Source organism: Vibrio marinisediminis (assembly GCF_014050145.1).
GTDB lineage: Bacteria > Pseudomonadota > Gammaproteobacteria > Enterobacterales > Vibrionaceae > Vibrio > Vibrio marinisediminis.
Genome location: NZ_JACFYF010000001.1, coordinates 354,427 through 371,192 on the forward strand (window position 1 = coordinate 354,427; position 16,766 = coordinate 371,192).

8 protein-coding genes are annotated in these 16,766 nt (G+C 44.0%); 6 read left to right on the forward strand and 2 right to left on the reverse strand.

Translation table 11 applies throughout. The features are described from left to right. The first annotated feature begins 46 nt into the window (after positions 1 to 46). On the forward strand, positions 47 to 922 hold the full coding sequence (locus H2O73_RS01675) for an AEC family transporter (RefSeq protein ID WP_182105878.1): 876 nt from the start codon (positions 47 to 49) through the stop codon (positions 920 to 922). On the opposite strand, the gene soxR is transcribed toward H2O73_RS01675, so the two are convergent. Further along, positions 919 to 1,362 (reverse strand): redox-sensitive transcriptional activator SoxR, encoded by a 444-nt coding sequence (gene soxR, locus H2O73_RS01680; RefSeq protein WP_182105880.1) that lies wholly within the window; start codon positions 1,360 to 1,362, stop codon positions 919 to 921. The two genes, H2O73_RS01675 and soxR, sit on opposite strands and share 4 nt — an antisense overlap. 118 nt (positions 1,363 to 1,480) lie before the next feature. Between soxR and H2O73_RS01685 the strand changes: the two genes are divergently transcribed. The 5 genes from H2O73_RS01685 (at position 1,481) to H2O73_RS01705 (ending at position 13,514) form a co-directional block, all read left to right on the forward strand. After that, positions 1,481 to 2,683 (forward strand): MFS transporter, encoded by a 1,203-nt coding sequence (locus H2O73_RS01685; RefSeq protein ID WP_438696037.1) that lies wholly within the window; start codon positions 1,481 to 1,483, stop codon positions 2,681 to 2,683. Positions 2,684 to 2,912: 229 nt separating this feature from the next. Then, positions 2,913 to 9,782: an Ig-like domain-containing protein gene (locus H2O73_RS01690; protein WP_182105884.1), complete on the forward strand. Its 6,870-nt coding sequence runs from the start codon at positions 2,913 to 2,915 to the stop codon at positions 9,780 to 9,782. Between the two features lie 369 nt (positions 9,783 to 10,151). Further along, positions 10,152 to 10,859, forward strand: a complete 708-nt coding sequence (locus H2O73_RS01695; protein WP_182105886.1) for a response regulator transcription factor — start codon at positions 10,152 to 10,154, stop codon at positions 10,857 to 10,859. Next, positions 10,849 to 12,279, forward strand: coding sequence for an ATP-binding protein (locus tag H2O73_RS01700; RefSeq protein ID WP_182105888.1), 1,431 nt, complete (start codon positions 10,849 to 10,851; stop codon positions 12,277 to 12,279). The genes H2O73_RS01695 and H2O73_RS01700 overlap by 11 nt, the downstream gene beginning before the upstream one ends. 2 nt (positions 12,280 to 12,281) lie before the next feature. After that, entirely contained in the window at positions 12,282 to 13,514 is a 1,233-nt protein-coding gene (locus H2O73_RS01705) for an ABC transporter substrate-binding protein (protein ID WP_182105890.1), read from the forward strand. Positions 13,515 to 13,668: 154 nt separating this feature from the next. Here the strand turns inward: H2O73_RS01705 and H2O73_RS01710 are convergent, their stop codons facing one another. Next, positions 13,669 to 16,623: an Ig domain-containing protein gene (locus H2O73_RS01710; RefSeq protein WP_182105892.1), complete on the reverse strand. Its 2,955-nt coding sequence runs from the start codon at positions 16,621 to 16,623 to the stop codon at positions 13,669 to 13,671. Between the last annotated feature and the right edge of the window lie 143 nt (positions 16,624 to 16,766).

Below are 16,766 nucleotides of genomic sequence, written 5' to 3' on the forward strand. Positions count from 1 at the left end.
AAGACTGATACTGTTTAATTTCTATTCACTTTTCTGCGGCAATGGAATGTTTGAGCAAGTCATTGGAATACTGTTTCCCGTTTTTGCATTGGTGCTTGTCGGCTATTCCGTCGGACGCTGGATCCGTCCTGATTTTAAAGCGATTAACCGCATTAATATGGATACCTTCACTCCAGCATTAGTGTTCTCATCACTGGTTGCAATGCCGCTTGATACAGAGCAAGTGCCGCTGCTTAGCGCAGCGTTAATCGCTGTTTTGGTTCCTGGGATTGTGATGATTCCGATTTGCAAACTAATGAAGATTGAATATAAGGCTTGGGCACCACCGCATATGTTCCGCAACAGTGGTAACCTAGCCATTCCACTGTTCACTTACACTTTTGGCGAATCTGCACTCGCCTCTGCGGTTTTACTGTTTGTCGTATCCGCTTGTACTCATGTCAGTTTAGGTTTGGCAGTCCTTAGCAATGGCAACCCTTTCAAACAAGTGATTCGGATGCCCGTTTTTCTTGCTACTGCCGCCGCTTTGACTATCAACCTCTCTGGGCTTGTTGTCTGGTCTCCTCTATATGAAGCGACCAAACTGCTTGGTCAGGCTGCTGTACCCGTGATGCTGCTATCTCTCGGCGCACAAATGTGTAACATGCGACTGGCAGGACTAAAGGTTGGTGTTATCTGCACCGCTCAATCTTTACTTACTGGAGCCATTGCGTTTGGTCTGATTTACGTCTTTATTCCATTACCCACCATGCAGTTACAAATGTTGGTACTGTTTGCCATGCTGCCGCCAGCAGTGATGAATTACCTATTTGCCGAGCGATTTCACATCGCACCAGACCAAGTAGCTTCCATGGTTTTGTTTGGTAATTTTTTTAGCATCCTCACATTACCTATTTTGCTTTGGTTTGCGCTATCACTTTAAAGAGGCTCTTCAGGGTTAGTTAGTAGTGACTCACCTGTATGCTCCAATGCTCTCTCATCTTGTGGGTTACGAAGGTTGCAACTTTCCAGAGATAAACAACCACACCCAATACATCCATCGAGATCATTTTGCAGCGCTTTTAACTGCAAAATTCTGTGTTCTAACTGTTCACGCCATTGGGTTGCCATGGCTTCCCACTCATTTTTCGTGGGGGCTTTATGCTTAGGTAGTGCTTCAAATGCTTGAGTAATTTCTTCCAGCGATAAGCCAACCTGTTGCGCCGCTTTGATTACTGAAACGCGACGAATAACACTTCGGTCATAGCGCCGTTGATTGCCTTGATTTCGCCAACTGCTAATTAGCCCTTTTTGCTCATAGAAATGTAGCGTTGAAACTTTTACTCCCGCTCTTTCAGCGACTTGCCCTACCGACATATCCATAGTTACGCCTCCTTTAAAATGAATCAATCATAACATTGCACAAACCGCTTTACCTCAATGTAACTTGAGGTTTTAAGCTATAAGCAACAGAAGATCAGAAATCTACAAGGAAGTTCCAATTATGAAAAAAAACCTTCCCTACTTAAGTGCCCGTTTTTTTGATGGCATCTCATCGGGGTTATTTATGATGGCGTTACCGTGGTTGATCCTAAAAACACCCAATATGGGCACATTTGTCGCACTGACTGCACTCACTTGTACCGTTACGTCTTTTATCATGACTCCCTTCATTTCCACTTTAGTTGACCGACACTCACGTAAAGCTATTTTACTATTGGTCCAAATCGTTCAATCTAGTACCGCAGCACTTGTTGCTGCACTGTTTTGGTTTGATGTCGGCAATGTATGGGCATTAGCCGCCGCGCAGTTGATATTTTGGGTATCAAGCAATTTAGCTTGGTTGACAAATAACGCGTTTACCCAAGAAAACTTTGAGCGCCATGAATATGCAAAAATTTCAAGTTATCAAGAAATTATTTTGCAAAGCACGACCCTTGGGGCTGGAGCTTTAGGAGTCGTACTATTGCAGGTGTGGGATGTTCCACAGTTTGCCCTATTTGCAGCCTCAGCATCTGGACTATCCGTACTTTGTTATATATTTACCCCTTATCGCCGTCAATTGAGAGAGACACAAAATAGCGTCTCCTTCATTAAGCAAGTCATTGAAATAAAATCCATTTTCACCAGCAATACAATACTTTATTCCATTTTGATGTTGTCAAGTTTAACTTACCCTTTGTTAACGCTGCTTGGAAACTTAATGCCTATTGTTTTTTCGGAACGAGGTGTGTCTGGGGAATGGTATGCTGGCTATAACGTGGCATTTGGCTTAGGTTCATTACTAACTGGCTTATTGCTTTCAAAGCTGCTGTCTCTCGGTAACCACTTAAACATCATTTGTGTAACCATGTTCGCAGTTAGCATTGCATTGTTCGGCATTAGCCTTGCCCCGCACCCCATGTTTATTCTTATCTTTACCCTCACCTTTGGGTTCTTTAATGCTCTTAATCGTATCGCTCGTACAAATTGGATGCACATTATCGTACCTATCAATATAAGAGGACGAGTAGAAGGTGGTATCGCTATGTTTACGACCACTTGCCAAAGCGTATTTTATGTCTTGGTTGCCTTACTCAGTCATTTTCAATGGAGCGATTTAGGTTTCACTTTAGGAGCATCAGTTTCTCTAATAGCGGCGAGCATACTACTCATATTGAAAAAACAATATATGTCGCATTATTCAACCCCAGTGAATGGCTGAATGGCCTCTCTAGACAACTTACTTAGGGCAAGCAAGTAGCGAAACCTCATGTAATAAAACAAGGTTAACGATAAGTTAATCGCATTTAATCATTGAGTTACATCGAATTTGCGAGCCATAACTAACGTTGAATCAATCACATATACCTAGCACCTTGGTTTGAATAAAATATGACGGAACATACAAAAGTTTACTAGCCAACCTTGTATTCACATAGAAAAGGCAATTCATGTCTAAACGCGTGCTTTTTTATTCCCAATATCTATTGATACTGTCGCTATTGGCTACAGTGAGCTTTAGTATAAAAGCGGAAACCAGCGCGATCCAACCCGATGGCTATCTCGATGGTCAAGGCGGAGAAATTGCCACGCTGGCACATCTTCGTTGGCTAAGTGAAAACCCCGCCGCTTGGGATGAAGATTGGGTGCAAACCGCCGACATTGATGCTACTGAGACGAAAGAGTGGAATAGTGGGAAAGGATTTAGACCGATTGGTGACGACAGCAGAGGTTCTACATCTAGAGTACGATTTGAAGGTAAGTATGACGGACAAGGACACTCGGTTTTAAACTTATACATTGACTATGACCGCTATGATTATATCGGTTTTTTTGGTCACACATATCGTGCATCCATCAGCAACCTTAAATTAGACAATATTGCTGTATACGGTAAAAAATACGTTGCTGGTCTAATCGGATATGCACGGGAAAGTAACATTCATGCCATTGAAGTAACGGGGATGGTATTTGGTCTTGATTATGCGGGAGGTGTCGTCGGTCAATCCTCTACCTCGACAATCTCATCGGTAAAAAGTGAGGTAAACCTACCTGGGTATGGACTAGTTGGTGGCATTGTTGGGCGACAGGATAGAACCACAGTTATAAACTCTTTCGCCGGTGGTAACATTTCCTCTGGAAAAGCTAAACGTGGTGGCGGTATCGCTGGCTATGTATCAAATTCTATTATAAAGAATAGTTACTCTAATACTCAGATAATCAGTAGTGATCCCAGTTCAGGCTTGTATGGTAAAGAGTACAATGCAACCATCGAAAATAGCTATTTTGATTGTGAGTTAGGTGGTTATACGCCTAATGATAATGACTGCACAACACCAGATTTGCCATCGTTTGGCAGACCCCATGCATTCTTTACCCAAGCCGCAAACTTCCCCAGTTGGGATATCACGAGTGCATGGGCGAAAGGTGTTTGGCAGCTAAAAGATAATAGCCCGCTCGAACTTGCACCAGAAGCGATCCCAATATTTACCCACCCTACATCAATGTTACCAAACTACGTTGCAAAAGAAGACGCACCATTTCAACTTCAAGTCACTGCAATCTCTGCCGAGAACAATCCATTACCTGTTGAATATAAATTAGAAGGGGCACCGAGTTGGCTCACTATTGATGATTCTGGATTACTCTCTGGCACACCAACTCACCTTCACGCAAACCAGACATCCCGCGTTGCTATTTTTGCTCAACAAGGTGCCACTTGGAACGCCTTACCTAGTGCTGATTTTGCAGTTGAAGCAACTAACGACAAGCCGACGGCTCACCCAATTACACTGTCATTAAAACAAGGCATAGTAACCGAACTGCCACTATCCAATTGGATTGTAGATGAAGAAAACGGTCCCTTTGAGTTCTCCATCAGCACAGCACCTAACCATGCTACGCTGCGCAACCTCGATGCTCACGGAAATATCACTCTAGAAACTCCCCTTAACTATTCCGGACCAGATTTGATTAACGTACTAGTTAAAGATGGAAAACATTCTGTTGCCCACACCATTACTCTCGACATTGGGGCAAAAAATATACCCAACGAATTCACTTACTATCTATTTGAAGATAGCAACCAAACCATCGATTTCCGCCTAATCGCGAACGGAGATCAAACACCAAGTGTTGAGATTTCTTCACATCCATCACATGGGGGGTTATCAGAAAATTCACCTCTCGAATATGTCTATCAACCTAATGAGCACTACTTTGGGCACGATAGTTTTACCGCTAAGGTGAATGGTCAAGCTGTAGTCGTTACCCTCGCTATTGTTCAAGTTGTAGACCCAATAACGACAAAACCGTTTTCTGTAAAAACAAATGAAGACCGTTCGATCTCGATTGATTTAAGTCATGTAATAGAAGACCCCGAACAACAACGACTGTCTTACAGCGAAGTCTCTGCGGATAACGGTGCCGTATCACAACTCACAGACTCAACATTTGTCTATACACCTAACGCCGAGTTTTCTGGGCAAGACACCATCACCTTTTCAGTCAATGACGCTCTACGCCCGAAAGTCTCTGCCAACATTGACGTCACGATATTGCCAATCAATGACCCTCCAATCGCGAAACTTGTTCATACATCAACTTATAATTACAAAAGTATTTATTTCAAAGACATCGCTAAAGATATCGACTCAAACAATCTATCTTTTGAAATTTCTAACGAGGCTAAACTAGGAACCATAACTAAATATGCAACATACTTTCGCTACTCAAGAACAAACAGCGAACAGACGGGACACGAAAATATCACCGTACGTGTTAGCGATGGTGAAAACCACATTGAAGTCCCCGTAACCCTCTATGTCACAACAGCGCCAGTTGAGCCCAAAGATTACGATGGACATTCAGGAACAATTACATCGTTGGCTGAGTTACGTTGGGTTAGCCGAAGCATCACAAGTATCGATAAGCATTGGAAATTAGGTGCCAATATCGATGCGAGTGAAAGCCGATATTGGAACTTTCAAAGTGACAATCTTCGCCCAGACAGACCACAAAAAGCGGCAGGTTTCCGACCGATAGCAAACGGACAAGGTCGTTTTTTTACTGGCACATTTAATGGCAATAATTACGCGATCTCCAACCTCTATATGTATCGATTTGCCGCACAGAGTTCTGGGATTTTTGATAGTGTAGAAAATGCCACGATTGAAAATCTACATTTAAATAATGTTGATATAGAAGCGCAGACAATTACAGGCGGACTCACCTCGCGAGCCATCAACTCGACAATTAGAAATGTGCATATAACCGGGAAAATACAAGGCGCAACTCTTGTTGGAGGTATTGTCGCAGACTCAAAAAACTCTCAATTGGAAGATGTGAGCTTTAGTGGGGAAATTGTTGGGGCATTTCAGGTTGGCGGTATTGTCGCTAATCTAAATCAGAGCAATATAAATCATGCTGCCGTCAACGTAACTCTCAATGGCAACAGCTACATGGGTGGTATTGCTTCAACGGCTAGCAACGCGACACTCTCCCACCTCAATGTGACATCAACCATCAAAGGCTATAACTATGTAGGCGGAATTGCCGGCACTATAACCGATTCAAATATTAATCAAGCGGTCTCCAACGCAATAATCTCAGGCCAAAAATTCATTGGTGGTGTCGTTGGAACCACTGCATACACTAGCAAAATCTCCAACAGCTATGTTATAGGTCCTGTTACCGGAAACGAACAGGTTGCAGGTATCATCGGTAGGGCAAACATCTATAACGGAATTTACCCCACCATTGAAAACAGTTACTCAACAGCGAAAATCACAGCGAATAAATATCACAGTAGTTTGTCTTTCGGTAGCGCGAACATCGAACACGCTTTCTACGATTGCCAAGTCGGCTACCTTGATTGCTCCCAAGAAGGGGCAAAAACCACCGCTGAATTGCAAACTATAAACACCTTCCTTGATGCAAATTGGCAACATGCTGATGCATGGAATCAAGGCGTTTGGCTACTGGAAAACGGGCAATATCCAAGACTTCGTCAGCACCCTGTGCCGCTGTTCACCTCCCCTAGCCAAGCGATTGAGCAAATTTCTCTTCCTGAGGGAAGCGCACTCAATCAAAGTATTACCGCTACGCCAGCAATCGCGAATGAACCGCTAAAGTACACACTGTCTGCCAATGCACCGAACTGGTTAACACTGGATGAAAAGCGCGGGCTGCTGTCGGGGAATCCGCTGGAAGCGGATATTGGTGAAAGTAACGATGTAATAATTACCGTCAACCAAGGTGAATTATCTAATGCTCTACCTCCCTTTGATTTACGCGTAGAAAACATTAACTACCCACCCACAGCCGCTACTAGCGCGATGCTGGTTAATGAGGGTGCAGGTCAAACGATTAACTTAGCGGCACTGATCAATGATAGGGACAGCGAAGACAGCCATACCTTTTTCGTTCAACTACCCACCAGCGGTAAAGCCGTCACTACGGTAACAACGCAAGGCATCGCCACCTATACTACCACCGACCCCGATTATGTCGGCGTAGACGAGTTTTACTACTCGGTCACCGATGGCAACAGCCCCCCGGTGAGTGCCAAAGTCAGCGTCATCATCAATAATATCAATGATGCGCCAATCGCTAATGACCACCATATTGAGACGCTACAAGACAGCAGCGTCACACTTGATTTGAACACCATTATCATCGACCCAGATCCGGATGATCGCCATCGGTTCTCTGTAAGCCAGCCAAGCAGCGGGGCGGGAACCGTAACATTAACAGGCAATATGGCAACTTTTACCACTCGTGGTGAGCACTTAGGTCGCGACAGTTTCCAATACTGGGTCACTGACGGTCACAACCAAACCGCGACTGCAGTAGTGGATGTAAGCGTAACCAACGTCAATGACGCACCAAAAATTTCTGGTACTCCCGACACGCTTATCGGAGTAAATAAACACTATTCATTTATCCCAACGGTAATGGACCCAGACCGTAACGACACTCATCGATTCACCATTACCAACAAACCCATTTGGGCATCCTTTAACCGCTCCACTGGGCAGTTAACGGGGACCCCTACTGAAGAAGAGCGCGGGGAGGTAACGGACAACATCACAATTAAAGTCACCGACCAAGCAGGTCTTTCAGACACATTGCCGAGCTTTACTCTCAGTGTAGAAGAAGCGAAACCCATCGCTGTTGATGATGTATTCACATTGATATCCAATGAGGCAGAGCATTACACTCTGTCAGTGCTCAAGAATGATAGTCACTCTAGCGATTTACCTATCTCAATCCAATCCGCCAATAGCAATGATGGTGTCCTTAAGGTCGAGAATGGGCAAATAGTTATTGTACTTGAAGCACCTTTGTCATCGGTCGAAATCGCTTATGTCATTGAAGATGAGCTGGAACAAACAGACTTGGCTCAAGTCATACTAAATATCAATCGCGACGCCGAGCAAAATAAACCTGAAATTCAAGAGCCTGCGGATATCACAGTGTATGCCAACTCGTTGTTTACCCGTGTACAACTCACACCACCGACGGCAAATGACTATCAAGGGAATCCACTCCCTGCCAAACTTCTTGATAATTACACGCCACTGCTGTCAGGTAGACATTATGTGCGCTGGCTAGTCGAAGATAGTCAAGGCAATGACCGCATCGAAACGCAATCCATTGATGTATTTCCTACAGTATCATTTCCCGCTGACGTTACGATCTCAAGCAATAATACCAGCTTCAAAGTTCCCTTCATTCTCAGTGGAGAGGCACCCTACTACCCAATATATGTACCGTATCAAGTAAGCACTCATTCAAATTCAGGTGTTCACCTTTCAGAATCAGGTATTGTAAGCATTCTCGAGGGAACAACCGCCTATTTAGATCTTGCGGTTAGTGCTTCCCCTACGCTAGAGCCAACGCCAGTGATGACCATCACTCTCGATACTGAGCATCCGGATAGGCGCTTAAACATCGGCAGTAAGAATACCTTTACTCTGTCGACTCAAGACCAGGCTCAGCCTCCAAAAGTAACGTCTCGGGTTTATCAAAATGGGCAACAACGCCGTTGGGTGGAGAATGATCACCTTGTTACGTTTAAAACGATAGCAAACAATAATGCCCCCAACATTAGTTACCACTATGATTGGAACTATCAAAACGTCACTGTAATTAGTGAAAATGGAGACGAATTGGTGGTTGACCCAAGCCAACTCACCGAGGGTATCCATAAATTTATGGTCACGGTGACTCGTACCGATGCACCGTCGGTACCAACACCACATGACATTTACTTCGAAATAGGAACGCTTGAACCACTGTCACCTAGCCAAGACAGTGATGGTGACCTGATACCCGACAAACAAGAAACCCACGCGGATGATGACCTAGATGGGATCCCAAATTACCTAGATGCCTCCTCCGTCTGTCAAACCATACCTGCATATGCCGAGATTAAGCACCGCTATTTGGCGGAAGTAGAAGCTGGACTTTGCTTACGAAAAGGCACAACTGTCGCTAATTCAATATCAAGCGGGTTAATCATCCCTGCTGCTCCAGATAACCACCACCAATACATTGGTGGTGTGTATGACTTTGTTATTTCAGGCTTGACCGCCCCCGGTCAAATCACCAATGTCGTGCTACCACAAAAATTATCGATTCCGAGTAACGCTATTTATCGCAAATATCTAAACAGCGTATGGCAAGACTTTGTCGATGACATCAATGGTGAAACTGTCGACCAGACCCTACCAAACGGTGCTGTCAGTTCGACTCGTGGTGAAAATGGATATTGCCCGCCACCAGCAACACCTAACACTGAAGGTTCGCCATGGCAATACGGCTTACAGACTGGTGACTGGTGCGTACAACTGTCAATTCGAGATGGTGGCAGTAACGATGCTGATGATTTGGTCAATGGTGTGATCAACGACCCAAGCGGATCGGCCGCACCAATGTCTTTGAACCGAGCTCCTATCGCCAAAAATGACCTATTTGTGGTTGATCGTAATGAAGTATTCATGCCGCTAGAGGTACTTACGAACGACACCGATCCAGATGGTGATCATCTAACAATTACAGATGCCACCATTTTATCAGGGCTAGCCGATGTTCAGATCGATCATCAGCAGCTTTTGTTCAGCACCACCGAAGATGTGATTGGACAAGTGACCATTTTGTATACAGTCTCTGATGGACACTTACCCGCCACAGCTTCTGTCACGGTCAATATTGAGAGTGCAACCAAGCGACGCAGCGGAGGGTCGTTGCCCCTGATTGCCTTATTGGGGTTATGTATCATCGCCGTTTGGCGATACAAGCAAGGACAACATTGGTAAAAAAAACCAACCTCTTTCGAGGTTGGCTTATCCTCTACCACTTCTAGGCTGGGGGTTAAGGAGCGGGTAGATGATGTTTAAAAACTCAATTTATCAAAAATTTAGATACGACCAAATTTGAAACACTCTGCCATATAAACCGAGCAAATCGGCGACCAAACAGAAGTGTGGAGTTTTCCATCATTTGACTATATCAACGCAATCCTAACCTATCCAAACAAGCGGATGGTTGCAAAACTACAGACAATTGTAAGAGCTCTCTTACAAAAATGTTTATTCACAAGCATCAAATTAACTCGCTAATCGTTGAGAAAATAACCACGACTGGCATCATATTTCTAGCAAGCACAATGGATGGTTGGATAGCTGATGAATGCAAAACAAATTTTAGTCGTGGACGACAATCAAGAACTACGCGAAGCATTAAGTGATTATCTAGGTAAAGCGGGTTTTGATGTTCTAGGCGCTGAAAACGGTACCGCCATGTGGCGAGTTCTTCAATCGCATCAACCTGATCTTATTATTCTCGATATTATGATGCCCGGAGATGATGGCTTTACGCTATGCCAGCAAATTCGTCGCTCCTCTAATGTACCCATTATCATGTTAACCGCGGTCACAGAAGAAGCTGACCGAGTTGCCGGATTGGAAATGGGCGCGGACGACTACATCACTAAGTCTTTTAGCCCTCGAGAATTGCTTGCCCGTATTAAAACTATTCTGCGTCGCAGTATTACCAGCCATAGCGCCAAGTTAGCACGCAAAGTGCGTTTTGAAGATTGGTTACTTGATACCGTCACCCGTCAGCTCACTCATACGCCAAGTGACACCATCAAACAACTCAGTGGCGCCGATCTCTCACTACTTGGTCTGTTCATCTCTAATGCCGAATCCATCCTTTCACGAGATCATATCGCCCGTGAAATATGGGGAAGAGATGCCGATCCATTTGAACGGGGTATTGATGTTCAAATTAGCCGACTTCGTCACCATCTCGATGATAAAGACCGCTCTCTCATTTTAACAGTGCGAAACAAAGGCTACATGCTCACCGCTGGTGTTCAATATGAAGGTTAAAGGTTTAACCAATTCACTTGCGATGCGCACCAGTCTATTTTTGCTGTGTGTCATCATCCTTGCCCAATTCCTCGCGGGGCTAATTTGGTATCAACACAGTAGCGAGAAAGACAAAGAAGGGTTAACCACAACCGTCAATAGCTTAGCGCTGAGTGCCTCCTCAACCATTGCTTTTTTTCAAACTCTACCACCTGAGTATCGCCATTTAGTGCTTAATCAGCTACGAAGCATGGGGGGAACTCGATTCTTCGTCTCTCTCAATAACCATCAAATTCCTGTTGCCCCTTTACCCGCCAGTGACAGAAAAACGATGGTCATTGAAGAGGTTGAGAGTGTGCTTCACCACGAGTTACAAGATGCGCCGGACATTCAAGTGGAGTTTACTCGCCGAGACAAACTCAAAGTCTTCAACAAAGAGCTCTCTATTGACGAACTCCCGATGCTTTGGGGGCATTACTCTCTCTCCTATGGCGATCTTAACCCACCGATTTTAGTTATTCAGGTTAAAGTCGATGAACACGCTTGGTTCTATCTCGCTGCGGTACTACCTGCTCCCTATATCAATCTCGAAACCAGTTATTTTCAAATTCGTGAATGGTTTACTTTACTGCTTTCGGCACTGCTACTACTTATTTGCACATGGTTTGTTGTTCAGCGTGAAATTCGCCCAATTAGACAGCTGGCAAAGGCCGCCACGCTCATGTCAAGTCGATTAAAAGTACCAGAAGTAAAAGAAGAAGGCAGCGCCGAACTAAAGGCCGCAGTGCATGCCTTTAATAAAATGAACCGTCGTATTGATAGCCATATTAAAGACCGCGAAATGCTGTTTAGCTCAATTTCTCATGATCTAAAAACACCGATCGCCTGCTTAAAACTGCGCGCCGAAATGCTTGATGATGATACCGAACGAGAACGTTTTACACGCATCGCTAACGATCTCGACCTGATGGTGAAAGGCGCATTGCAATGTATTAAAGAAACCGATATTCATGAAGATATCGAGCCGATTGATCTCGAACAGCTGATCAACCATGTTACCAGTGCGATTGATCCAAAAAGTGAACGTATCACCATACACAAGACCAAAGTTCATCCCTATGCGGGTAAACCTTTAGCAATCAAACGCTGCATTCAAAACTTAGTCGATAACGCGGTCAAATATGGTGATAAAGCCGACATCTATCTACAACAAAGCCTCGATTCAGTCACAATAAAAATAGAAGACTATGGTCGCTCTCTCGATCCCCATGATTTAGACAAACTCGTTCAACCCTATTATCGAGGACACAGCGTTCAAGAAGGCAATGGGCTTGGTCTGACGATTTCACAAAGTATTGTTAAAGCTCATGGTGGTCAGCTCATACTCGAGATGACTGAACGGGGCGGACTCTGTGCCACGCTTGCATTCCCAAGAGATTAGTTATGAGAAAAACATCATTATTCATCATTCTCGCTAGCCTATCCGCCACCTGCTGGGGCGATGTTGAAATCCTTCATTGGTGGACTTCAAAAGGTGAGCAGAAAGCACTAGATTCTTTAGAGCATCACCTTCTACAACAAGGTATTACTCTAAATCACTCATCAATACTTGGCGGTGGTGGTGACACCGCAATGACGGTGTTACAGGCTAGGGCATTGGCAGGCAACACTCCTGACATTGCACAAATAGAAGGTCCCAGCATTAAAGCCTGGGATGAAGTCGGCATTGTCCACACCATCAACGAAACCGCAAAAAAATATCGCTGGGATGAGCACTTATACTCACTCACCATCGACATCAATAAGACAAGCAATGGCTATATTGCTCTGCCTATTACCTTACATCGCTTAAACTGGTTGTGGGTTAACCACACATTACTTGACCAGCTAGAACTCACCGTACCAAAAACATGGCCAGAAATGTTCCAAGCAATGGAAAAAGCCAAGCAAAAGAATATGATCCCACTCGCCATTGGCGAGGAAGCTTGGCAAATCGCAATGCTTTTTGAAAGTTTGGTTCTCGCAACCGGTGGTGTCGATTTTTACTACAATGCTCTGGTTGAGCTACAACGTGACCATATTGATAGTGAGCAAATGCGTTTAGCGCTGCGCCAACTACGCAAAATTTCCAGCTTAATTGAAGCACAGCATCCAAATCAAAAATGGGATACTGCAACCCAAGCGCTGATAGAAAATAAAGCACTATTCCAATTAGGTGGAGACTGGATATTAGGCGATTTACTCGCATCTGATGTGAACGTCCCTCAAGAGATAGGTTGTTACCCCGCACCACAATCACACAATGCCTTTCTCTACAATATGGATAGTTTCATCTTTATGGATGCTTCTGATTTTACTCAGCAGCAAGCGCTACAAGTTGCTGATGCTCTCGCTGATAAAAACTTTCAAGCCAAATTCAACCGTATTAAAGGCTCTATCCCCGTTCATACCGATATCAGTCTATCGGGCTTCAATCCTTGTCAGATCCAATCTCATCATGATTTTATCCAAGCGACTGAAAAAGGCTTAGCCGTGCCTAGCATGACCGACTCAATGGCCGTCAATCCGGTCGCTCAACAAGCGATTAACTCTGAGATATTTCGTTACTACCGCAATTCAGATGTTTCAGAAGATGAGGTGATAAAGCGTATCATCTCAATTGCTAAGAGCACTTAAAAGATGAGTATCCTTACAACTAAAGCAGAGTTTCGCTTCTAGCGAAAATAGCAACTAGGTGGATACAAAAAAGCCCAACGCCTTGGTTGACGTTGGGCTTGGATTATTCAAGCGCTACTAAGTTTCACATTTAACCAGAGAGCTTGTCATCAGCTTATTCTACTGATGGTGATAATGTCATATTGCTATACTCTGTTTTCGGCTCATTAATATATAAGCTCTTAAGCAAACGCTCTGACTGTGGGCTCCATTTACTGAAATAATCATTGCTAGCAAACGGACTATCACTATCATTACTGTGTTTTGCAAAACCTAAACTGTGTGAGAATTCATGGCTAACTGTTTCAGCATCCCAATTACACTTACCCTCAGTGTTACCATTACCTAGGTTAATCCAACTTAGACCGGTATCTTTAATAAATTGAGTCTCTGGGTCGATGCTAAGGCGCGTGTCACCCTCATAAGGTCTAGTCGTAGCATTGGCACAATAGCCCGCATAATCATTATTAATTACTACAGCAGTATCAAATGAGATCACAAAGCCGCTGGTAGTAATTCCTGCGTCTTGCAGATCTTGGGTAAATTGCGCAGTCGTTATATTCCCATTAGGTTGATTTGGTTTAGCGGGATCTTCATATTTTTTAGTATCAAATGTGACAAATTTCGGCTCATTAAAGAAATCGCCCAATGTACCTTCAAGTATAGCGATACCGTCTGTAACCTTAACCATATTTGCAGCTAGTTCAGATTCATTGCCAACAACATAGATGTCATACTTTACGCCATTGCGCTCCTCAGGTTTTTTCCAGCGCGCAATCCCTGATTGAAGATAAGAGTCAAAAGCATCCATCTGGTTCATGAATTCCAGCAATGTCTTAACCTCGCTGTCATTCAATGGCTGTTGCTTCACTTTGTCAAAAAATGCCATGCCCTTCTCTTGCTCTTTGAAGAAGTACTTAGCTGAATAATCGCCAGTTTCATTGACAATCAACATGTCATCTTGTCCACCAGTGACGGTAAACTCTATTTGTTCATATTCGCCATCTTCTTCAATGCTGATCACATACTTGCCAGTCTGATCATTGAAAGAGTAATCCGCTGTAAACGGCTCATTCGAACCACACTCTTCCATGATAAACTGATTACCCGTTGTAAATGTCACCCTATCGCATTGCCAGAAAGTGCCCGCTGTAAAGTTGTCTGATTTATCATCATAAACGCTGACATACTCATTACCGGGAATGAATCGTGCTTCGTTTGGTCGGTCGTTGTTGAGATTCGACAATAGTATTTCAGCCTTAGCTTGATCTGTGCTTTGCAGCCAAACGTTTTTACTATTACCAGTGCCCGTATGAACCAGTAATTGCACATCAGCGCTTTCATAGGCGATGTCTAACAGTTGGTCTTCTTTAGCATCCATAGCAAACACTAAAGTGCCATCCGCATTCATTTGGTAGCTACCGATAACCCCATTATTAAGGTCTTCAATGTTGCCGTTTTCCAGTTTGCGGTTTAGGGCGTCGTACTTAAATCCGCTTTTATTCCACTGCATCCAATATAGTGGCATGCCTTCATAATTCGCAAAACCCACTCCAGGCTCAGGTAGACTCTCATCTTTTTCTATCGTCAGAGTAAATGAAACAGATGCGGTGCTTTGATTTTCATCATCAATTGCCACAACCTTAATATGGTGAGTACCAATTTGCATAGACGAGCCAACAATCGAAGCGTTTTCAACGGTGATTCTTGCTGGGGCATCTGACAATTGATAGCGATTTTCGCCACCATCTGGATCAGGACCAAAAATAGTAGTGAGATCAATTGGCGTAATCTCTACGCCTTGCTTAACCGTTTGTGCTGGTATGGTTGGGTTCAAAACCGGTGGTAGCGCATTGTCAATAGTAATGGTGACTGTGACTTTGCTTGAGTAGCTGTCTCGGTCTTTGGCATACAGGTGGATCTCAAATGACCCAGCTTGTTCAACAGTGCCCGAGATAATTCCACTCTGCTCGTTGAGCACCAGCCCCTTTGGTAGTGGAGAATTAGGGTCCAAATAGTAAGTCAAATCATCACTTTCAGGATCGCTAAACCAATCAACTACAGAAATAGATGTACTAGCGTCGCCATATTCTAAAACAATATTTTCTGGAGCAGGATTGACTACCTCCGGCGCTTTATTGCCTTCAACTGTCAACGTTAGTGTGACAACCTTTGAACGACCTTTGTTTGCATCGATAACCACAGTATTAATGGTGAAAACGCCAGTAGTCGTCGGTGTGCCGCTAAACGTCGCTGTAGCGGAGTTAAAAGAGATGCCCGCTGGGATCCCTGAATGTTGATAAGTTAAATTGGTGCCAGTTGCAGTTAATGAAACCGGAACCATTGCGCTGTGTTGCTGCACTGTTTGTTCGGTCACCGTTGCAACCAAAGTCGGGCGAGAAGGCTCAGTTACCGTGCCATCAGAGCCAATGGCAATATAGTTTTCATTTAACTCTGTCTCATCAAAGGCTGCAACCGTGGTAGTTATCCCCTCTAACGTATCGATAGGGTTCGCAAGCTCACTAATTGATGGGTTATCAAATAAGGTTTCACCAATAAGGGTGACTTTTTTAAGGGCGAGATCACTCGGTGCACCTTCAGAACTTGCAATATAGTCGCCATAAATGGCGGACAATTCCAAACCAAGATCTGCCATTGCATCAGCAATTAGACTGTCTGCCGCCTCATTAGTCTTTCCATCTGCTATCAAGCGCATTTTGAAATCGGTAAATGGGTTGGCAGTCTCACTGCCGGCAGGTGCTTGCAAAGTAACAATATCCGCTACAGGACCGCGCTGAGCGTCAATAGAGTCACCGGTAGTCACTACGCATAAATTCGCTGTTTTGTACTCTATGGCTAACTTAGCGATGCCCGCGCTATCTGTAGTGCCGATCACTTCAGACTCACAGACGCCATCAAGGTCAACGTCAGCTGTAATATTTACCTGTGACAAATAACCATCTAAAACCCTGAATGTATAATCAGATGATGATATTTCATCGCTATTGTCACCACCACATCCAACTAATGCCAATGCCACAGACGCAGTGAGTAAACTTATTTTTTTCATTGTAATGCTCATAAAACTTTAACTTACACCCAACATAAAAGGTGCAATACTGAATAAACTATTAATAATTTACGCATGAAATGCGGTAAAGGTCAGAATTTATCATGTCAGGCGCATGATAATTTGTGACAGCCCTCGCCTTT

Excerpts from the sequence above, each read along its gene's own strand:
- H2O73_RS01675 (WP_182105878.1), top strand. The coding sequence starts at position 47 with ATGTTTGAGCAAGTCATTGGAATACTGTTTCCCGTTTTTGCATTGGTG.
- soxR (WP_182105880.1), bottom strand. The coding sequence starts at position 1,362 with ATGGATATGTCGGTAGGGCAAGTCGCTGAAAGAGCGGGAGTAAAAGTT.
- H2O73_RS01690 (WP_182105884.1), top strand. The coding sequence starts at position 2,913 with ATGTCTAAACGCGTGCTTTTTTATTCCCAATATCTATTGATACTGTCG.
- H2O73_RS01695 (WP_182105886.1), top strand. The coding sequence starts at position 10,152 with ATGAATGCAAAACAAATTTTAGTCGTGGACGACAATCAAGAACTACGC.
- H2O73_RS01700 (WP_182105888.1), top strand. The coding sequence starts at position 10,849 with ATGAAGGTTAAAGGTTTAACCAATTCACTTGCGATGCGCACCAGTCTA.
- H2O73_RS01705 (WP_182105890.1), top strand. The coding sequence starts at position 12,282 with ATGAGAAAAACATCATTATTCATCATTCTCGCTAGCCTATCCGCCACC.
- H2O73_RS01710 (WP_182105892.1), bottom strand. The coding sequence starts at position 16,623 with ATGAAAAAAATAAGTTTACTCACTGCGTCTGTGGCATTGGCATTAGTT.